This window comes from Cocleimonas sp. KMM 6892 (assembly GCF_035798195.1).
Taxonomy (GTDB): Bacteria; Pseudomonadota; Gammaproteobacteria; order Thiotrichales; family Thiotrichaceae; genus Cocleimonas; species Cocleimonas flava.
Window position 1 is genome coordinate 172,456 of sequence record NZ_JAPFBV010000002.1, and the last position, 19,256, is coordinate 191,711.

Annotated in this window: 20 protein-coding genes; 13 read left to right on the forward strand and 7 right to left on the reverse strand. The window is 40.8% G+C overall.

What is annotated here, in order from left to right:
• Window positions 1-72: 72 nt before the first annotated feature.
• On the reverse strand, window positions 73-3,522 hold the full coding sequence (locus tag OO007_RS06350; protein WP_325808172.1) for an acyl-[ACP]--phospholipid O-acyltransferase: 3,450 nt from the start codon (window positions 3,520-3,522) through the stop codon (window positions 73-75).
• 288 nt (window positions 3,523-3,810) lie between these two features.
• Here OO007_RS06350 and OO007_RS06355 point away from each other — a divergent pair, with 288 nt between their 5' ends.
• The 9 genes from OO007_RS06355 to kdsB all read left to right on the forward strand — a co-directional run bounded on the left by OO007_RS06355 (window position 3,811) and on the right by kdsB (window position 12,329).
• The gene (locus OO007_RS06355) at window positions 3,811-4,161 is read left to right on the forward strand and encodes a hypothetical protein (RefSeq protein WP_325808173.1); all 351 of its coding nucleotides are present in this window, start codon (window positions 3,811-3,813) and stop codon (window positions 4,159-4,161) included.
• A gap of 155 nt (window positions 4,162-4,316) precedes the next feature.
• A complete protein-coding gene (gene hemN, locus OO007_RS06360) occupies window positions 4,317-5,702 on the forward strand; it encodes an oxygen-independent coproporphyrinogen III oxidase (RefSeq protein ID WP_325808174.1) in 1,386 nt (461 codons plus the stop codon).
• Between the two features lie 119 nt (window positions 5,703-5,821).
• Complete coding sequence (locus tag OO007_RS06365; protein ID WP_131905581.1) at window positions 5,822-6,568, forward strand: cyclic nucleotide-binding domain-containing protein; 747 nt, start codon at window positions 5,822-5,824, stop codon at window positions 6,566-6,568.
• Window positions 6,569-6,951: 383 nt separating this feature from the next.
• Window positions 6,952-7,644: a MotA/TolQ/ExbB proton channel family protein gene (locus OO007_RS06370; protein WP_131905580.1), complete on the forward strand. Its 693-nt coding sequence runs from the start codon at window positions 6,952-6,954 to the stop codon at window positions 7,642-7,644.
• The gene (locus OO007_RS06375) at window positions 7,641-8,069 is read left to right on the forward strand and encodes an ExbD/TolR family protein (RefSeq protein ID WP_131905579.1); all 429 of its coding nucleotides are present in this window, start codon (window positions 7,641-7,643) and stop codon (window positions 8,067-8,069) included. The genes OO007_RS06370 and OO007_RS06375 overlap by 4 nt, the downstream gene beginning before the upstream one ends.
• 210 nt (window positions 8,070-8,279) lie before the next feature.
• A complete protein-coding gene (msbA, locus tag OO007_RS06380) occupies window positions 8,280-10,058 on the forward strand; it encodes a lipid A export permease/ATP-binding protein MsbA (protein ID WP_243651540.1) in 1,779 nt (592 codons plus the stop codon).
• 30 nt (window positions 10,059-10,088) lie between these two features.
• Window positions 10,089-11,150: a tetraacyldisaccharide 4'-kinase gene (gene lpxK, locus OO007_RS06385; protein WP_325808175.1), complete on the forward strand. Its 1,062-nt coding sequence runs from the start codon at window positions 10,089-10,091 to the stop codon at window positions 11,148-11,150.
• A gap of 220 nt (window positions 11,151-11,370) precedes the next feature.
• Window positions 11,371-11,556, forward strand: coding sequence for a Trm112 family protein (locus OO007_RS06390; RefSeq protein WP_131905577.1), 186 nt, complete (start codon window positions 11,371-11,373; stop codon window positions 11,554-11,556).
• 14 nt (window positions 11,557-11,570) lie between these two features.
• Entirely contained in the window at window positions 11,571-12,329 is a 759-nt protein-coding gene (kdsB, locus tag OO007_RS06395) for a 3-deoxy-manno-octulosonate cytidylyltransferase (RefSeq protein ID WP_325808176.1), read from the forward strand.
• Between the two features lie 18 nt (window positions 12,330-12,347).
• Here kdsB and OO007_RS06400 read toward each other — a convergent pair whose 3' ends face one another.
• From OO007_RS06400 to OO007_RS06420, 5 genes are all read right to left on the reverse strand, one after another.
• Entirely contained in the window at window positions 12,348-12,659 is a 312-nt protein-coding gene (locus OO007_RS06400) for a protease inhibitor I42 family protein (protein WP_325808545.1), read from the reverse strand.
• A 24-nt stretch (window positions 12,660-12,683) separates the two neighbouring features.
• Entirely contained in the window at window positions 12,684-12,854 is a 171-nt protein-coding gene (locus OO007_RS06405) for a hypothetical protein (protein ID WP_325808177.1), read from the reverse strand.
• 84 nt (window positions 12,855-12,938) lie between these two features.
• Window positions 12,939-13,385 carry a T6SS immunity protein Tdi1 domain-containing protein gene (locus OO007_RS06410; protein WP_325808178.1) on the reverse strand — a complete coding sequence of 149 codons (447 nt, stop codon included), beginning with the start codon at window positions 13,383-13,385 and terminating at the stop codon, window positions 12,939-12,941.
• Between the two features lie 205 nt (window positions 13,386-13,590).
• Entirely contained in the window at window positions 13,591-14,613 is a 1,023-nt protein-coding gene (locus OO007_RS06415) for a 2-hydroxyacid dehydrogenase (protein ID WP_325808179.1), read from the reverse strand.
• Window positions 14,614-14,677: 64 nt separating this feature from the next.
• Window positions 14,678-15,160, reverse strand: a complete 483-nt coding sequence (locus OO007_RS06420; RefSeq protein WP_325808180.1) for a GNAT family N-acetyltransferase — start codon at window positions 15,158-15,160, stop codon at window positions 14,678-14,680.
• Window positions 15,161-15,682: 522 nt separating this feature from the next.
• On the opposite strand from OO007_RS06420, the gene OO007_RS06425 reads away from it, so the two are divergent.
• Window positions 15,683-17,149 carry a DASS family sodium-coupled anion symporter gene (locus OO007_RS06425; protein ID WP_325808181.1) on the forward strand — a complete coding sequence of 489 codons (1,467 nt, stop codon included), beginning with the start codon at window positions 15,683-15,685 and terminating at the stop codon, window positions 17,147-17,149.
• Window positions 17,150-17,259: 110 nt separating this feature from the next.
• Here OO007_RS06425 and OO007_RS06430 read toward each other — a convergent pair whose 3' ends face one another.
• The gene (locus OO007_RS06430; RefSeq protein WP_325808182.1) at window positions 17,260-17,994 is read right to left on the reverse strand and encodes a hypothetical protein; all 735 of its coding nucleotides are present in this window, start codon (window positions 17,992-17,994) and stop codon (window positions 17,260-17,262) included.
• 258 nt (window positions 17,995-18,252) lie between these two features.
• Here OO007_RS06430 and OO007_RS06435 point away from each other — a divergent pair, with 258 nt between their 5' ends.
• The 3 genes from OO007_RS06435 to OO007_RS06445 are packed head-to-tail and all read left to right on the forward strand — an operon-like array spanning window position 18,253 to window position 19,246.
• Window positions 18,253-18,567 (forward strand): DUF883 family protein, encoded by a 315-nt coding sequence (locus OO007_RS06435; RefSeq protein WP_131905570.1) that lies wholly within the window; start codon window positions 18,253-18,255, stop codon window positions 18,565-18,567.
• 53 nt (window positions 18,568-18,620) lie between these two features.
• Window positions 18,621-18,902 (forward strand): hypothetical protein, encoded by a 282-nt coding sequence (locus tag OO007_RS06440; protein ID WP_131905569.1) that lies wholly within the window; start codon window positions 18,621-18,623, stop codon window positions 18,900-18,902.
• Window positions 18,869-19,246: a hypothetical protein gene (locus OO007_RS06445; protein WP_131905568.1), complete on the forward strand. Its 378-nt coding sequence runs from the start codon at window positions 18,869-18,871 to the stop codon at window positions 19,244-19,246. Before OO007_RS06440 ends, OO007_RS06445 begins: the two co-directional genes overlap by 34 nt.
• The last annotated feature ends 10 nt before the right edge of the window (window positions 19,247-19,256 follow it).

A 19,256-nucleotide genomic window follows, 5' to 3' on the forward strand; every position in this document is an offset into this window, starting at 1 on the left:
AGGGGGGTGACAATCAATCAGCAATACCATATTGAATCATGCTATTTGGATGTTTGATTGCACTTCTTGTTGTTATAACTCTCCCAAAGCCACTTTTTTGGAGGTAGCGAAATCAGTTTTGCCGCTACCCAGAGTCGGTACTGCATTCACATTAATAAATGCTGAAGGAATCATCAGCGGATTCATCTCGGCATCAATCAGCGCTTTCTTGATCTCTCTGGCAGACATTTCATTGACGATTAATAGCGTTACTTTTTCCCCTTTTTTATCATCAGGTAAATTCACCGCGACTAATTCAAGTTCTGGATCGCCCAGAGCACCTCTGATTTTTTCTTCTACGGCAGAAAGGCTAACCATCTCTCCACCTAGTTTTGCAAACCTGGAATAACGATCGACAATGGTTAAGAAACCATCAGAATCCAAATGGCCCTTATCTCCACTTTTGTACCAGCGATACTTGTCCATTTCGACGATAACTTCAGCGGTTTTGTCGGGTTGATTGAGATAGCCTTTCATTACTTGCGGACCACCAATCAGGATTAATCCATCCTCGCCGGTAGCCAGTTCTTCCAGCGTATGCGGGTCAACGATGCGCAAACTTGTTCCTGGTAATGGCATTCCAACCGTACCTAGTTTGTTGCCCAGTTGAGGCTTCCAGTAATTGGTATCCAGTTCATCAGGGATATTAACCGCAGCAACGGGCGATGTTTCGGTGGTGCCGTAACCTTCCAATAATTGCTTATTGAATTTAAGGGTAAAGGCATCGCGGGTGTCTGGGTTCAAACGTTCAGCGCCAGCAATCACTAAGCGTAATGATCTAAGCATCAGCGGATGCACTTTTTTATTCATCGTGTACAAGCGTAAAAATGTCGACGTACCAAACAACACGGTTGCCTGATGTCTGGCGACACCTTTCGCAATCGTGACAACATCCGTGGGATCAGGGTGACATATAATCGGTATGCCTTCGGATAAGGGCATAAAGGTCGTGGCTAACAAGCCAAAGGCGTGGAATGTGGGCAGCGTTGACATAACGACATCGTCTTCACGTGTATTCAGCGTATCGGCGATTTGACGTGAGTTAGCGGCTAGATTCAAGTGGCTAAGCTCAACGCCTTTAGGGTTGCCTTCACTGCCGCTAGAAAACAAGATCGCCGCAGTGTCTTCAAGCTTGATTGGTTTGATGAATACCCATTGCAGTATTCGAGTAGGTAATAACATCACCGAAAGCAAAGTAAATAACATTCGCGCTTTTGATAGCTTTTCTTTGAATTCTTCTAAATAGATCAGTTTCGTTTCTGGCAGTATCTCTTTGATTTTTATGCCACGTTGTTCTAGTTTTAGAATGAATTTCTTTGATGTGTAAACGGTTTTTATATCCGCACTTTTTATCGACCCTTGAATTGCTTCAGGGCTCGAAGTGAAGTTGAGGTTAACCGCTGTTTTTCCTGCTGCCATAACCGCCATATTGGTAATGGCTCCACCGACACTAGCTGGCACTAGAATACCTATGTTTTTCTCTGGGCTGTTCTTTTTGATAAGACTAGAGAAGGCAAACACACCAGTAATAAATTTATGATGGCTGACGGGTTCTCCAGTGATGTCTGTTGCAGCCATTTGAAAGCTCATGCGCTTGGCTGTTTTCAACCATGACACCGGAATAGGGTCGAGTGTTTTTGAATATTTCTGCCACGATGCGAATGATAAATCGAAAACACGACGTTTTAACTGGTCAGGTGTTGTTTCTGCCGGCAATGGTTTGCCAAATGCGACGATCACATCACGTTTAAAGCCTGACTGGCGTGAGTCTTTTAAAAATCCACTAGAGCGTGAAAAGCGGCTGCCCCATAATCCATGCAGATAGAACGGTACAATTTTTGCGTTAGTTCCTTCTATAGCGCGTTGATAGCCACGTTTGAATTCGGAAAGTTGTCCAGTACGACTTATGGTTCCTTCAGGGAATAGACAAACTGATTTCCCGTCTTTAAGTAATTTATTGATCATATCCAGCGATTCTGCGCTATCGCCACTGTTAATCGGGATTGCACCGAACATCTTAAGCACGCCATTTAAATACCAGCGTTCATAATATCCGCGTTCAATGACAAATTTCAGTTGGCGCGGGCTGGCGATTTGCACCAATGCCCAATCGACAAAACTAATGTGATTACCGAGTAGCAACATACCACCAGAGTGAGGCAGATTTTCAAAGCCCAAGACTTTCATACGGTAACGGGCAGCAAATATTCTGGCAACAATAAAGCGCAGTAGAGATTCAGGTATTTTAAAGACAGCATATAACGTACCAATAAATGCAATCAGCGCTAATCCCCAAAGTATGCCGGTGCTGCCAAACTTGTAATAACTAAGCACGGTTGTTATCGCAAGGAATAACAGCATCACACTAAACTGGATAAGGTTATTCGTCGCTAAAACTCTGCCTAACTGATTATTTTGCGCGTGATATTGAAGTAGTGCGTTTAGTGGTACAACGATAAAACCACCCATTACCCCAAGGAACATAAAATTCAGGGCTTGCAGCAAGCTGGAGTCAAAGGCTCTAATCAGTATCAGAGAAATCGTGATACCAATCGCGCCGACAGGCACTAAACCGGTTTCGATATGATCACGTGAGACTCTGCCAGCGATCAATGAACCAATCATCACGCCAATACCAGCAAATGCCATGAGTCCCTGCACCATGGCGGTATTGGTAATACCTAAAAATTCTTTCGCGTATGCCGGGTAAGTGGCTAAAACAACTTGTGAAATTGCCCAGAAAATTGAAAGCCCAAGAATCGATAACCAGATATAAGGTTGACGTCTAACAAGGCGAATATTCCTTACCTGAGTTCTACCGCGGATATAATCATCCCAGCGAAACTTCATTTTATGATTGGTTTTATTGGTTTGCGGCAAGCGATAAGCTAAGACTAATTCAATGGTAGTTAATCCCACTAATACCCAGCCCAGTGGTGCCATCATGGCAATTAGCGAATCTTTATCCGTTATTTCGAAACCGACGATAATTTTTTCGAATAAAATGGAGAAGAAAAATGTTCCCAATAAAATCCCTGTGGTTGTGACAGCCTGAAGCAGTCCATTCGCTTGCGCCAGACGTCGGTCGCCGACTAATCCTTTTACATAGCCGTATTTAGATGGCGAGTAAAACGCACTTTGCATGGCGAGCAAAAATGTCATGGCAAATGCCACCCAAAACCAGCCTTGATAATAACTAAAGGTAATAAGCAATGTTATTCCTAGCGCAACCCAGGCGCTAACACGCATTACACTGTTTTTCGCGTACTTGTCTGAGATGTAACCTGTGGGAGTAAATAACAGGATAAATGGCAATAAAATCAGCGCATTAACAATAGATGTTAAAACAATTAATTCAGAACCATCATAGTTTTTGAAAATGGTATTTTGAATAATTATTTTGTGCCCTAAATCGACAAAGGCATTTAAAAAGGCAACCGCTAAAAAGGTAAATAATCCGGTAACTTTCAGGGCATTTTTCATGCTTTAGTTCCTAGGGACATACTGTTTTCCTGTTTTAGATTTTTATTGTGATATTTATAATTATGCAAACGAGTTTAGCATGACAAAGTGTTGTTAATACCAGTGTAATAACTTCTGCAATAAAAGTATCGAAAACTGTGACGTTAGGTTAATTTTTTTAATCCTATTGTCAGATTAGTGCTTATTTACAGATTAATATTTTGCGTGGCATGAGCTAGATCAAGAGATATATAGCAAAGCCTTAGTATCATTCTTTAATGATGAATAGGTTTTGAGCAAACTATTAAAATGAAACAACGCAACATTTATAACAACATTTATAGCAACATTGATAGCAAGATAAATAGCAACAAAAATATCAGCAAAGATAGCGACAAACACAACGAAAAACACGATGTAAAAAAAGGCGACACAGAGTGCGATATAGAATTTATCGTAAAAGGTTTAATGTCAGTAGGCTTAATGCTGATAACGGTTGGTTTGGGGTCAGTATTGTTTACTAAATTGCAAAATGATGAATCCGCTAGTTTAGTGATCGGGGGATTATTTGTCGTGGGTGTTTGTATCGTATTAACCGCTAAAAACTACATGAGTCTTGTGACCTTAAAGCAGGCTCATAAAAAGCTAAAAGTAAGTTAATCATTGTGAATCTGTTAGGTTTCATTTTTGCCGCTTTATCGACAATTTAACGGCTAATGCGTTGTTTACTTAAACATGATGCAAATCAATTCGAATAAGAATGATTCACGTTATTATTTTGCGCATATTGTAAAAGACCACTTAGAGTAACCTTTATGAAAATCGAATTTGATATTGAGAAAATCAAAAATTATGACACGGCAGGTCCACGTTATACGTCATATCCAACTGCGGTAGCCTTTACACCTTCATTTACTGAAGATGATTTTAGAATGCATGCTGATCTGAGCAACACCAAACAGGATAATGCACCGCTGTCGTTGTATTTTCATATCCCTTTCTGTGACACGATTTGCTTTTATTGTGCCTGCAACAAGATAGCCACGAAAGATTACTCTAAAGCAGATACCTATCTTGAGTATTTGTATCGAGAAATCGATATGCAAGCAAAGCTATATGATACCGATCGCGTTGTAGAGCAACTTCACTGGGGCGGTGGTACGCCTACATTTTTGAATCATCAACAAATAAAGGACTTAATGGCTTATACCCGTAAGTCTTTCAATTTACTGGATGACGATTCGGGTGATTATTCTATTGAGATAGATCCTCGCAGTGTCAGTGCAGAAACTATTAAAGTATTACGTGAAGTTGGTTTCAATCGTTTTAGTTTAGGTGTTCAAGATATTGATGATGAAGTGCAAAAGGCGGTTAATAGAATCCAGCCATTTCATCAGACCAAAGGAATCATCGATGCATGTAGGGCAAATAACGCCAAATCTATCAGTATTGATTTGATTTACGGTTTGCCATTACAAACGGTTGAAGGATTTGCCAACACCTTAAAACATATTATCGAGGTTTCTCCGGACAGGATTTCATTATTTAACTATGCGCACATGCCACATTTGTTTAAACCGCAGCGTCGTATAAATGAAGCACAACTGCCAAAAGCCGAAGATAAACTGGAAATACTACAACACAGCATCGAAACATTGGTTAACGATGGTTATAACTATATCGGTATGGATCACTTTGCAAAACCTGAAGATGAGTTATCAATTGCCCAGGAACAAGGGCAGTTACACAGAAACTTTCAGGGTTATACCACCCATTCTGAATGTGATTTAGTTGCAATGGGCGTAAGTGCAATCAGTAGTGTTTACTACAGTTATAGCCAGAATGAAAAAGCGCTGGAAAAATATTACCAACGTATCGATAAAAATGAGTTACCTATTATTCGTGGCTTGAGTATGAATGACGACGACATTATCAGACACCGTGTCATCCAACAGTTAAGTTGTCATTTTTCATTAGATTTCAAACAAATAGAAGAACAATTTGATATTGTCTTTAATGATTACTTTGCCGCAGAATTAGAAGAGTTAATCAAGTTTGAAGCCGATGATTTAATCACTATGGATGCCCGTAGAGTTGATGTGACACCACGTGGACGACTTTTGATCCGTAATATTTGCATGGTGTTTGATGTTTACTTGAAAGAACAAATTAAGCAGCAACGTTTTTCTAAAGTTATCTAACGGTTTTTACCCATAGTTCTTGTTAGAAGCCGCTAATTAGGCGTTTTTAATGAGAATGCTTAAGACTTTTTAGCAGGTAAATCTTGCTAAAAAGTCAAAAAACTCATAATCTTTCTGCTATGAAACCACCTATAAATATTATCGCCGAAAAGACGATTAAGTGCGAAGCGTGTAGCTTAAGTCAAATATGTATACCGAATGGATTAAGCGACTCGGAAATTGAAGAATTAGAAACTTCGATTGATAAGTCAGTAAAAATCAAAAAGAAAAGTTTGGTTTTTAGATCCAATGACAAAGCAAATGGCATTTACGCAGTCAAATCGGGTGCGGTTAAAACCTCAATTGCGAATAAAGACGGATTAGAACAAGTTGTCGAATTTCACTTACCCGGCGATTTGCTTGGTTTCGATGCTTTTGATACTGGCGAACATAAATGTAATGCAACAGCATTAGAAGATACATTGCTGTGCAGAATCAGTCTGGAAGAGTTTGATGGCTTGTGTGATCGCCTTCCTGGCATGCGCAAGGTGATGTTTCATCAAGTGGGTAAAGAAATTACTCACAACCAGAACCTGCTATTGTCACTAGGGCAACAACAAACGGATGAACGTTTCGCCGTTTTCCTATTAAAAGTAGCAGCTCACTATCAGTCACGAGGCTTCTCAAGCAAAGAATTTACCTTGCCGATGCCACGACAGGATTTATCTAACTACCTTGGTATGGCAGTAGAAACGCTTAGCAGAATTATTACGCGCATGTCCGAAAGCGGTATTTTAGAAACCAATCGCCGTATGATAACCATCAAGAATCTCGCTGAATTAGAAAAGATCGCGCATGTAACGTGTAGCTCTGATCATCTTTCTTAATCAGCTTTTATGAATTTTCAGACTCAGTGTTGTAATCACTGAGTCGATTCATCTCGGCAGTTTAAATGTCTGCTATTTCTTCTCAGATAAACGCATCACTTTATAAACAAAGTAGCTCATTAAAATAATAATAAACGCAAGTGTGAAAACCGTCCAAAATCCCATTGGGCTAAATAATAATTCTTTCATTTCAAGCACTCCTCAATGTGTGTGTGTTTTGAATGACACTATATTATTAATTTTATCTATTTAAAGTAATGACCTAAGTCATGAATTCGCATTTTGTTAAGCTTCAGTTTAGGTTATGTCAGTTATTGTCCCTGTGTGTTTAAATCAGAAAAACTAACAAAAACAAAATTTAATCGTTAAGGGGAATATTTAACATGGATACATTTGTACAAGCAGGGGGGTGGTTAATGATTCCTCTTGTTCTGAGTTCATTAGTGGCTATCGCCGTCATACTCGCTCTATTCATGACACTTAAAAAGGACAAAGTGATTCCGGACGGTCTTGCTGAGAAAGCACAGAAACTTGCTAAATCAGGCAAGATGACACAAGGTCATATCGATCAAATCGAACATGGTTCATTACTGGGAAGAGTGTTGGCAACCGGTTTACAAAGCCTTGGTCAGCCAAGACATGTGATGAAAGAGAATATAGAAGAAGCGGGTCGTCACGCTATTCATAAAATGGATAAGTACATGACAACACTGGGCACTATTGCTGCAATCGCTCCTTTACTGGGATTACTTGGTACCGTTGTCGGTATGATTGTTGTGTTTAATGAAATGCTTCGTCAAGGTGGTGTAGGAAATCCTGCGGACCTGGCGGGTGGTATCTCACAAGCGTTGGTTACAACAGCATTTGGTATCACTATTGCGGTTCCTGCATTGATTTTTCATCGTTATTTCCGCGGAAAGATAAACGATTACGCAATCGAAATGGAACAACAGGCAATTAAACTACTTGAAGTTGTCAGCATACCTAACAGACGTGCAACGGATATGTCTGCTAAACCAGCGGCGAAAAGACAAAGACCAGCAGCACAAGCTGTTAGTGCAGGTAGGGTAGCATGAACTTCCGCAAAAACATGAGTGATGAGGTTGAGGTAAACTTAACGCCATTAATCGATGTGGTGTTCCTGTTGCTGATCTTCTTTATGGTGACGACAACCTTTGATAAAGATGCAAAAATCAATATCAATCTGCCGACTACAACCAATGCAGTGCCGTCGCCTAAAAAACAACCCATGGAAGTCATTATTGATGGCAATGGCAAGTTTTTTGTTGATGGTAGAGAAGTGCTAAACAATAAACCAGAAACGCTTTTCAGAGCAATGACACAAGCACTTAATGAACGTGGCGAACAAACACCGCCATTGGTTATCAGCGCTGACGCCAGTACTAATTATCAGGCTGTAGTGACTGCAATGGATATTGCAGGTCGTCTGGGGATGACTAACTTCTCGATGGCAACATCAAAATCAACTCGAAAAAAATAATTTACCGTTTACTGATTATTCAATAGAAACAAATACACCCCCCTACTTACAGGCACTTTCCCGAAAAAAGTGCTTATAAGTAGGGGGGTGTAATTGTTTGTGGCTAGTTGAAATCAATCAACATTTAACAATAACTAACAACAGCTATAGATTGTTCAAGTAGCTATTCTGCGTTAAAGTCCACGCTGTTATTAAGCCTCTAGGTGTACTTTGTCTAAAACATCCATATTAACTCCACTAAGCCCAGAAGAAAGCGGTTATGCCATCTATAAGCGCCTTGCTATTTATGCGGTAAAACACTGGAAATATTTGATTGTAGCCATCGTAGGATTGATCATCGGTGGTTTAACCATTCCATTATTTGCGGTGTATATGCAACCGCTGTTAGATGGAACCTTCATGGATAAAGATCCTGAAATTATCGAATGGGCACCGTTTGCATTGCTCCTGATATTTCTACTGCGTGGTATTTCTGGTTTCATGTCCAGCTACTCGATGGAGTGGATAGGACGTTCGGTGGTTAAAGAAATCCGATCCGAATTATTTTCAAGATTGCTGCGTTTACCCGTTTCTTTTTACGATAAAAACAATTCAGGTCAATTAGTTACACGACTTATCTATCATGTTGAGCAAGTCTCTATTGCTGCAACCAAAGGTTTAACAACACTGGTTCAGGATACTGTCGTGGTGATTGGCTCCATCGGTGTAATGCTCTATTACAGTTGGAAGCTAACCTTAATCATCTTTTTTGTTGGCCCAATCATTGCTGCTTTGATCGCTTATATCTCTAAGCGTTTTAGACGATTGAGTGGTCAAATTCAGGAGCAGGTGAGTGAAGTCACGCAAATCGGTCATGAAGTGATTAATGCGAATCGTGAAATACGCATTTACGATGGGCAGGAATACGAATCAAAACGTTTTGAAACCGTCAATGAGCGTAATCATCGCTCATACATGAAGCGTATCGTCACTGAAAAAACCAGCATGCCTATCGTGCAATTTATTATGGCGATCGCGCTTGCAGTTGTGCTCTATACGGCAACCCACGGGGATCTATTGGAATCATTTACGCCGGGACGCTTTATGGCATTCCTGTCAGCAATGATCGCACTGTTTGATCCTGTTAAAAGACTGACGCAAGTAAATGCGATATTACAGGGTGGTATTGCAGCGGGCGAAAGTATTTTCTCGTTACTTGATGAAACCACAGAGAAAGATTCAGGTACTTTGGATGTAGAGAAAACAGAAGGTAATTTTGAATTCAGCCACGTAAATTTTTCATATAACGAAGGTTCTGAACAGGTCCTAAAGGACATTACATTCTCAGTAAACCCTGGTGATAAAATTGCTCTGGTGGGCCAATCTGGTAGCGGCAAAACAACCTTGGTTAATTTACTGCCACGATTCTATGACCTCCCTGAAGAAGAACAAGGCAAGATCACTTTAGACGGTCATGCGCTCAGTGATTTCAAGTTAAGAAATCTTCGTAGCCAATTTGCGTATGTGGGACAGGACGTCACTATGTTCAACGATACCATTCGCAATAACATTGCCTATGGCCACATGAGAACGGCCAGTGATGAGCAGATCAGGGCGGCTGCAGAAGCGGCTTTTGCGCTAGAGTTTATTGAAAAACTACCACTTGGGTTTGATACCGAAGTAGGCGAAAACGGCACCTTGCTATCAGGCGGTCAAAAACAGCGTGTAGCGATTGCCAGAGCGATTTTATCCGATGCGCCGATACTGATTCTCGATGAAGCAACTTCAGCCTTAGACACTAAATCAGAGCGTCATATTCAGGCGGCATTAGAAACGCTGTTAGAAAATCGCACTACCTTTATGATTGCACATCGTTTATCGACCATCGAAAAAGCCGATAAAATTATGATGATGGAATCAGGCAGAATCATCGAAACGGGCACGCATGATGAATTACTGGCGAAAAAGGGTGCTTACGCGAATTTGCATCAGCTGCAGTTTTTGAAATAAACGCATTACGAATTTTACAAACGTATAGCAATGTCACAGCAAAGCCCAGACACAAGCCAAAACCAAACCACTAAATTACAACAATGGTTAGAACGTGTTTGGTACAGAAATGGCAAAGGTCGGTTTTTGTTGATGCCATTAAGCGCTTTGTATTGCGCCGCCAATGCCTATCAAAGAAAAAAACAGCTCAAAACGCTTGAGCAAAATCCATCAGATATCAAACTGCCGATTATTGTCGTCGGCAATATCACCGTTGGCGGCACTGGCAAAACCCCTGTCACAGTGCATATCGTCCAGCTATTAAAAAATGCTGGTTACAAACCCGCGATCATTACCCGCGGTTATGGCGGCAAAGCACAGAGCTGGCCACAAAAGGTAACAGCTGATAGCGATGCAGAACTAGTTGGTGATGAGGCGGTGTTAATGGCAACGCGTACATCAGTTCCTGTTTATGCTGGTGCCAATCGACTGGAATCTATTCAGCGTATACAGGCAGACACGGATTGTGATGTCATTGTATCTGATGACGGTATGCAACATTACAAAATGCCGCGCGATATCCAAATCGCTGTGGTTGATGGTGAACGTGGTTTTGGAAACGAACATTGCATTCCGGCAGGTCCTTTAAGGGAGAAGCTCAGTCGTTTAGATAGCTGTGATTTACTGGTGTTAAATGGCGAAAATAAAACGCAGAATACTCATTTAAATCAAGCCTATATGATGACATTATCAGGTAATTCACTGGTTAATCTAGCCACTGCAGAACAGCGGTCTTTAACTGAGTTTTCGCAGCTAAAAGTAGAAGCCTTGACTGGCATTGGAAATCCACAGCGTTTTTACTCAACACTCGAAAATGCAGGTTTAGCGATAAATCAGCATAGCTTTCCGGATCATCATGCATTTACCAAAAATGATCTATTATTTGCTGATGATTCCAAGGTTATAATGACCGAGAAAGATGCGGTAAAATGTAAAAAGCTTATTGGTGATCAAACGCATTATTGGTACCTGCCGATTAGTGCGGTATTGCCTCAAGATTTTGATGATAAGTTACTTGGGCTTTTGAGAGCTAAAGGTTTTCTGGTTAGCTAAAGGTTTTCTGGTTAGCTAAAGGCTTTCTTGTTAGCTAAAGGCTTTCTTGTTAGCTAAAGGCTTCTTTGGTAGCTAAAGGCTTATTTGGTAGCTAAGGGCTTCATTAACAGCTAAGGGATTTATTCTCGATCAAATGCTTTACAAAATATAAGATACTCAAAAAAATCCTCCAAAGTAGGGGGGTGACTTTTGATTTAAGATAAACAAATGGAACAATCTAATGGATAAAAAATTACTCGATATACTCGTTTGCCCAGTGACTAAAGGTCCGCTGATTTACGATAAGAAAAATAACGAGTTAATCTCACGATCAGCGCGACTAGCCTATCCGATTAAAGATGGGATTCCCGTGATGCTGGAAGAAGAAGCACGTGCGCTAACCGCTGAAGAAGTCGAAAGGAAATAAGGAAGCAAAAGCCAATGACAGCTAAAGTTTTAGTAATTCCAGCACGTTATGCGTCTACTCGTCTTCCTGGCAAGCCACTTCGAGATTTAGCTGGTAAGCCAATGATTCAACACGTTTACGAACGTGCGCAAGAAGCAGCTGCCGAAGTAGGATTTGAAGCGATCATCGTCGCAACAGATGACGAGCGCATCAAAGACGCCTGCGAAAGTTTTGGTGCAGAAGTGTGCATGACATCAAAAGATCACGAAACAGGCAGTGATCGTTTGGCGGAAGTGGTTGCGCTGAAACAATGGGCTGATGATACCATCGTGGTAAATCTGCAAGGCGACGAGCCACTCACGCCGATTACCAGTCTCAAGCAGGTTGCGATGAATCTCTCAAGCAACACTGAATCAGCCATTGCAACGCTGTCTACGCCGATTCAAACAGAAGCTGAATACAACGACCCAAATGTGGTTAAAGTCGTCACAGATAAGCAAGGTCTGGCTTTATATTTCAGTCGTTCACCCATTCCGATGCAGCGTGATGCTGGCATAGAAATCAGCCAGTTTGCGCAACGTCATATCGGCATCTATGCCTATCGCGCAAGCTACCTCAAAAGCTTTGCCTCTATGGAACTTTGTCAGATTGAAAATCTGGAAAAATTAGAACAGTTACGTGCCATGTGGCATGGCGCTCGTATTCATGTCGAAGTGGCTGAACAAGTCCCGGGACATGGAGTAGACACCGAAGACGATTTAAAAGCGGTTGAGAAAATTTTATTAGCTCAATAAATAGCTAGATACACCAGTTTAGGTAGTCACAATAATGTCTATATTGCGCTCATGTTCTAGTTTAGCGCGAAAAATTCGCTGTGTAGTGATCGAAGTGCTCCCTGTTTTATTTGCTTTAAAAACATAGGTTCTATGCCCGCCGTCACCGCCCGGCTGCATGGGAATAGTAGCATTAGAATATTCAAAGTTAGACGTTACATAACTAATGATAGATTCGTCATTAGTTATCGCTTTAGATTTAATGCCCACAGAACCATGTTCTTTTAACGTAATGGTTACTCTTTCACCAAGAAATATCTGGTTTGTTTCTTGCGGGTTGAGTTCAAGCATTGCTTTCAAGGCAAATTGCCAGACTTAGTCTTTTTTATCGATGGTGATTTCAATATTTTTACTACCACCAGCAAACCACTTCTGAACATATAAAGAACCCACAATAGGAGGCGTTCCTTCTTCAGGAACTTCTTTGTAACGAATGCTGTTTTTGGTTTCTTTTTCGTATTCAAATTTTACTACTTTTTTAGTCATATCATTATTTGTCCGCTTTTATATTTGATTATGTTGAGTCGATTGTCATATTAAACAATCTAAAGCTACGTTTGTTCTAATTACTTACGGCGTGGTTTTCAATTCGATTTCAGCACCATCGGGTAAGTCTTTTATTTGCTTTCCCAGCTCACCAGAAAAGCGGATTAATTCAATGAAGGGTACTGTTTTGATATTTTTACCCGTGTATTCACCACCCAGTACTCCAGGAATCACCAGATGATATTTACGATCAGGTTTTAATTCCCCAAGTGATTTTTTGGCTTCTTCGACCATTGTGGTCATGAACCAGTCATCCAGAAACTCTTCGTCTTGAATGAGCTCATTATACGCTGCGATTGAATTTGCCACGATTTCGCAGTACACATCTTCAGGGCATAATCTCCAGAACTGATCTTTCGCGTCCTTGATGATTAAATTACCAAATTCATTTTCGGTGACGAGCTCAATGGGATCAATGCCGACCCAGCCCCATGCCTGTTTAACTTCTTCGAGTATATTTATCGTTTGCATGGTGCTTTCCTAACAGTGATCTAATAATTATTGGGTATCGAATTGTTTAATTCCAACCCAAAGTGTTGTTTAAAATGTGCTGTACTGGCGCAGATAATACTGAAATTTACGAATAACAGAATCAAGAATTTTACTTTATTTTAAATGTAGATTATTGCCAGATGTTTGGCTTATTAGAATTTGTCGGCTATTCATTCGATTCTTGTTATTTTTCTTTGATCGTTTCGTGGTCGTAACAAACCTCATTGTTTAAAGCGCCATTTTCAAAGAATTGTTTAAAGTTGTTCAAGGTTATTTGGGCAATATTATGCAGCGCTTCTTTGGTGAAAAACGCCTGATGAGAAGTGATCAATACATTAGGGAAGGTCAGCAATCGGGCAAGGGTGTCGTCTTTAATCAAATCCAGTGATTTGTCTTCAAAGAAGTATTCGTTTTCTTCTTCATAAACATCAAGACCCGCGGCACCAATTTTCCCTGCTTTAAGACCTCTGACCAAAGCCTCAGTATCGATGAGCTTGCCACGACTGGTGTTGATGATCATCACATTGTCTTTCATGATGTCGATCGCATCCGCGTCTATCATGTGTTCCGTTTCTTTAGATAAGGGGCAATGCAGCGAGATAATATCGGAGCGTTTATAGATTTCTTCTAAAGAGGCATATTCAATGCCCACTTCTTTTGCATAAGCTTCATCGGGATACAGATCATACGCTAGCACCTGCATGCCGAAGCCTTTTAATATAGATACCAGACATTTTCCGATTTGACCCAAACCGATAATTCCCGCTGTTTTGCCGTGCATATCAAAACCAAGCAGGCCGTTGATGGAAAAATTACCATCGCGAGTGCGGTGGTACGCTTTATAGGTTTTGCGGTTTAGCGACAAAATTAGCGCTGTAGTGTGTTCAGCCACCGCATAGGGAGAATAGGCAGGTACGCGAACTACATGCAGTTTTTCGTAGGCGGCTTTAAAATCGACGTTGTTATAGCCTGCACAACGCATTCCCAGTATCTGTATTTTATTATTGGCGATAGTTTCGATGACATCACTATCAATAACGTCATTGACAAAAGCACACACCGAATCATGTTCAGCACTCAACGGGGCTGTGTGGGCATTCAGATGCGCATCGAAATAGGTAATATCAAATCCGAAGTCTTTATTTGCTTCGTCGAACGATTTCTTGTCATAGGGTTTGGTATCGAAGAAAGCTATTTTTTTAGTCATGATTGATTCCTTATTGTTAGTTTGAAACTCTATCCGCTATCACCAAACGCTTAACGCGCCATACTTAACCGTTAGCAAAATCTTCCAGCGTTTTGCCAGACAATCGATAACCAATCCATTCATCTTTTGGTTGTGCGCCAATCGATTGATAGAATTGAATGGCAGGCTCATTCCAGTCGAGTACGCTCCACTCAACGCGTTCGCAGTTTTTAGAAACCGCAATTTTTGCAAGGTGCTTCAGTAATGCCTTGCCCGCACCTGAGCCTCTGGCTTCAGGAGAGACGTATAAATCTTCCAGATACAAACCGTGTTTACCCAGCCAGGTTGAATAATTAAAAAAGTAGACGGCAAAACCTACAGCTTCGCCATTTAACTGGCAGATAAGCGCTTTGGTTTTCGTTTCAGGGCCGAATAAAGATTCCTCAATATCATCCTGTGTGGCAATCACTTCATGCTCTGCTTTTTCATAGATAGCGAGTTCAGTGACAAACCTCAGTATCAATGCAGAATCCTCAATGCTTGCGTCACGAATTTCAATAGCCGACATGTACTTCTCCGAATGTTTTTATGATGCCTGAGCCTATCAAGAAAAAACCTATCAAGAAAGAAGCTATCAAGAAAGAAGCTATCAAGAAAGAACTAGCCTCTCTATGTAAACTTTCACAAGGCATCGATTGATAGGGTGAATGTACAATATTTTTGCTGTGTATCTGTAGTGAACAATTCTTACCGAGTAGAAGAGAATTATTCATAAAGCACAGCATTATCTAATCGTAGCTTTCTAAATTCTAAATAAAGTAGCTCTAAATACAGCCGCCCTAAAAAAAGTCGACTTAAAAAAGTGCTTATAAGTAGGGGGGTGGCTTAAGCGTATTGAGTGAATTAATCCTTAATTTAAAACCGTAATTATCACTGAAACCCGCGCTTCATCAGCCAATCTCTTTTTAATCGCAAATACATGATATTCATCAACTAATGACACTGAGATCACCTATTTAAGTGGGGTAAGATTCGCTTAGAAATTCTTCGGTTTTCGAAGAACAAAAACTCCTATTAAAAGGGTACTCACATGAAAAGTACTGATCTTCGAATTATTCCAGGATTGATTTCTCTCGCAATAATTCTACTGCTTTGGTTTGTTGTTCCTGCTCCAGAAAATGTTTCTGACAATGCCTGGCATTTACTGGCATTGTTCGTCGGCACCATCGTGGCGATTATTGGCAAGGTTATGCCGATTGGCGCAATTGCCATTTTAGCCATTACTCTGGTTGCGATAACCGGCGTCACCAATGACAATCCATCTGGCGCGATCAAAGATGCATTAAGTGGCTTTTCTAACTCATTGATCTGGTTGATCGGTATTGCGATTATCATCTCTCGTGGTTTGGCTAAAACAGGTCTGGGCAATCGCATCGGCTATTACTTCATCTCCTTATTTGGCCGCAAGACGATTGGTATCGGTTATGCCTTGGCATTGTCCGAATTAATTATCGCACCCGTTACGCCCAGTAATACCGCGCGTGGTGGTGGAATTATTCACCCCATTATGAAATCCATTGCGACCAGTTTCGGGTCTTCGCCAGAAGAGGGAACCTCACGAAAAATTGGTCACTATCTGGCGTTAGTGAATTACCATATAAACCCGATTACATCAGCGATGTTTATCACCGCAACAGCGCCAAATCCGTTAATTGTGAAACTGATTGCAGATGCAACAGGTGCCGATATCAGCATCACCTGGGGAACATGGGCACTGGCTGCATTGTTGCCAGGTTTAGTCTGTATTGCCTTAGTCCCGCTGATTGTTTATGCGGTGTATCCGCCAGAAATCAAAAGCACCCCAGACGCCAGAACCTACGCACAGTCTAAATTAACGGAAATGGGTGTCATGTCTTACGGTGAGAAAATCATGATCAGCGTGTTTGCCCTTTTACTGATTCTCTGGGCGGGTGTTCCCGCGATGATATTAGGCCCAGATTATAAAGTGAATACCACCGCAGTGGCCTTTCTGGGATTATCTGTTTTATTGATTACCGGTGTTTTAAGCTGGGAAGATGTGCTGAAAGAAAAACAAGCGTGGGATACGGTAATCTGGTTCTCTGCCTTAGTGATGATGGCAACATTCCTCAATAAATTAGGCTTGGTTGCATGGTTTTCTACCGTGGTTGAAAGCAATATCAAAGAACTCGGTTTTGACTGGATAGCCTCTACCATTATCCTGGTTGTGATTTATTTCTATGCTCATTACTTCTTCGCCAGTACCACTGCGCACATCACTGCGATGTTCGCTGCCTTTTATGTGGCTGGCTTAGCGTTAGGCGCGCCACCATTGTACCTGGGCTTATTGCTTGCAGGCGCATCTTCATTAATGATGTCTTTGACGCATTACGCGACAGGTACTTCACCCATCATATTCGGCTCAGGTTATGTCTCAATGGAAAATTGGTGGCTCATGGGGCTGATTATGAGTGTTGTTAACTTGATTATATGGGGAGTCGTTGGCGGACTTTGGTGGAAACTGCTTGGCTATTGGTAGAAGCTGCTTGGCTACTAATAGAGAGAATTAGTTTAACGTTGATCAGAAAAAAGCGCCCCAAAGTAGGGGGGTGTCATTTTTATTCATAAAGATGATACCTCCTGTTTTGATCAGGATTTTATCCATTCAGAGTAAGAGTTCTCTCTACAATATTTCCCCGTTTCAATCTCACCATTGATCAGTAATACCTGTAACGCAGGGACCAGTTCGTAATACAGACGCATCATTCTATCCAGCATCTCTGCTGACATATTTCCTGTGTTGTCGTTATTCACAGGGTATTTTTCACCGACAATATCAGCGATATCGTATTCAAACGCGGTCGAATCACCGAACGGTCTTTTCGCGTTTATTCCGATAACACCGTAGGAGAAGTTCGCCTGACTCGACTTTAAAAGCGTGGCGTGATTCTCGTTAAAATAAAATCCTATTGTTTTGTTGTGATACAGCTCTAATAGCTCGGGAATCGATGAAATCCTGCTATTGTGATTATCATCATCAAATAAAGGATTGGTGAAAGAATAGTTTCCTGACTTTAAGGTCGCAGCATTAAGGAATATTTGAAAAGCAATGCCCTTGATGATGGCTCTATTAGTGGTATCAAGAGACTCATTCGCGCTGATCTTTCCCGGAAATAGCAGATCCGTTAGTTCAAACGACAGCATCGGCGCACCACCTTCCGTAGTATCAAAAGTCACGGCGCTTTTTCTTAATGCGTTGATGTGGCTGTCATTGAGATCAAAGCAAGCGATGTCTTCGTTGTAATCGGTACTGATCGCGTTATTGTAATAAGTCACATAAGCGACAATGCTGATTATCAGTGCAATTAAAATTCTTAAGATCATAAATAGTCCAATTGTTTAATCAGCAATACTTCAAAGCTAACATGTAGATAAAAAGTGCCTGAAAGTAGGGGGGGTGACCTATTCTAAATGTTATAACGAAATCACCTAAGAATCACTCAATGTAAGACAAGCCTTACATCATTTGTGGATTTGTCCGAGTTCATTCCGCTCCTGTTATCTATAAATTAGAATCTGTTGACTAGTTAAACAGTCAGCCTAATCAAAATTTCATTCAATCATTAATAACAGGAGTAAGTCATGGCTGCGACTAAAAAAGCAATTAGCAATAAAGAGATCAACGAAGAGTTAAAAGAACTTCAGGATAAATACAACGATCTTGTTGAATTGTTAAAAGCGAAGGGTTCAGAAAAAAAGGACGATATTAAAAGCGAAATGGCAAGCAAGCTCGAAGGCCTGCAAAACACGACTGAAGAAGGTTTGAAAGAAGTGTATGAGAAAGGCACAGAAGGCGTTGAAGCCGTAAGTGGCCGCATTAAGCAAAATCCGGTTGCGAGCATTCTGGTTGCATTTGGTGTGGGTTATGTATTGTCGAAAGTGTCTTCAAATAAATAATCTTTACTTAATATTTTATTACAAGCAACTAACGTAACTAGCAGGTTAACTCCATGAAAGCACTAACCGAAACCACCATAAGTCTATTTGAACTGGCTGAAGCGGAAGGACGTTTGCTTCGACAAAAAATCATCAAAACAACCAGTATCGCTTTTATGATACTGGTTGTGGCGATTATGTCACTCATCGCTATATGCCTGTTGCTTGCGTCTGTATATCACGCATCATTGATGGTCTCGGTTCCTGCTGTAGCGTACCTGGTTACCAGTCTGGTTTGTTTATTGTTTATAGGAGGATTAGTATGGCTAGCGTATCGTCTAAATCAACAGGCATAGATAGTACAAAGTTAGATATTTCAAAGTCTGATCTTTCTTCAACGATTGATGTGGCCACTCAAAATGCATCAATTCACTACAAATCTTCTCCAAACACGTCAACAGATGGCGAATCGTCACAAAAAACATTAAGCACCAAAACACCGCTTTCAGTTGCTGAAGCGAAACAACAACTACGCCATAATGCAGCTACTATCGATTATTTAGCACCAGTAAAAGAGAATCCAATACAAAGCGTTGGTATTTCATTTTTTGCAGGCTTGCTTGCAGGCGCTGAAAAAACATCTGCACTGGCAACCTCTAAAGTTACATCTCTGGTCGCTAAGTCTTTAATCCAATTGTAAGCCATTAAAA

Coding starts and splice junctions, on each gene's coding strand:
- OO007_RS06350 (WP_325808172.1), bottom strand. CDS start 3,522: ATGAAAAATGCCCTGAAAGTTACCGGATTATTTACCTTTTTAGCGGTT.
- OO007_RS06355 (WP_325808173.1), top strand. CDS start 3,811: ATGAAACAACGCAACATTTATAACAACATTTATAGCAACATTGATAGC.
- hemN (WP_325808174.1), top strand. CDS start 4,317: ATGAAAATCGAATTTGATATTGAGAAAATCAAAAATTATGACACGGCA.
- OO007_RS06365 (WP_131905581.1), top strand. CDS start 5,822: ATGAAACCACCTATAAATATTATCGCCGAAAAGACGATTAAGTGCGAA.
- OO007_RS06370 (WP_131905580.1), top strand. CDS start 6,952: ATGGATACATTTGTACAAGCAGGGGGGTGGTTAATGATTCCTCTTGTT.
- OO007_RS06375 (WP_131905579.1), top strand. CDS start 7,641: ATGAACTTCCGCAAAAACATGAGTGATGAGGTTGAGGTAAACTTAACG.
- lpxK (WP_325808175.1), top strand. CDS start 10,089: ATGTCACAGCAAAGCCCAGACACAAGCCAAAACCAAACCACTAAATTA.
- OO007_RS06390 (WP_131905577.1), top strand. CDS start 11,371: ATGGATAAAAAATTACTCGATATACTCGTTTGCCCAGTGACTAAAGGT.
- kdsB (WP_325808176.1), top strand. CDS start 11,571: ATGACAGCTAAAGTTTTAGTAATTCCAGCACGTTATGCGTCTACTCGT.
- OO007_RS06400 (WP_325808545.1), bottom strand. CDS start 12,659: ATGCTTGAACTCAACCCGCAAGAAACAAACCAGATATTTCTTGGTGAA.
- OO007_RS06405 (WP_325808177.1), bottom strand. CDS start 12,854: ATGACTAAAAAAGTAGTAAAATTTGAATACGAAAAAGAAACCAAAAAC.
- OO007_RS06410 (WP_325808178.1), bottom strand. CDS start 13,385: ATGCAAACGATAAATATACTCGAAGAAGTTAAACAGGCATGGGGCTGG.
- OO007_RS06415 (WP_325808179.1), bottom strand. CDS start 14,613: ATGACTAAAAAAATAGCTTTCTTCGATACCAAACCCTATGACAAGAAA.
- OO007_RS06420 (WP_325808180.1), bottom strand. CDS start 15,160: ATGTCGGCTATTGAAATTCGTGACGCAAGCATTGAGGATTCTGCATTG.
- OO007_RS06425 (WP_325808181.1), top strand. CDS start 15,683: ATGAAAAGTACTGATCTTCGAATTATTCCAGGATTGATTTCTCTCGCA.
- OO007_RS06430 (WP_325808182.1), bottom strand. CDS start 17,994: ATGATCTTAAGAATTTTAATTGCACTGATAATCAGCATTGTCGCTTAT.
- OO007_RS06435 (WP_131905570.1), top strand. CDS start 18,253: ATGGCTGCGACTAAAAAAGCAATTAGCAATAAAGAGATCAACGAAGAG.
- OO007_RS06440 (WP_131905569.1), top strand. CDS start 18,621: ATGAAAGCACTAACCGAAACCACCATAAGTCTATTTGAACTGGCTGAA.
- OO007_RS06445 (WP_131905568.1), top strand. CDS start 18,869: ATGGCTAGCGTATCGTCTAAATCAACAGGCATAGATAGTACAAAGTTA.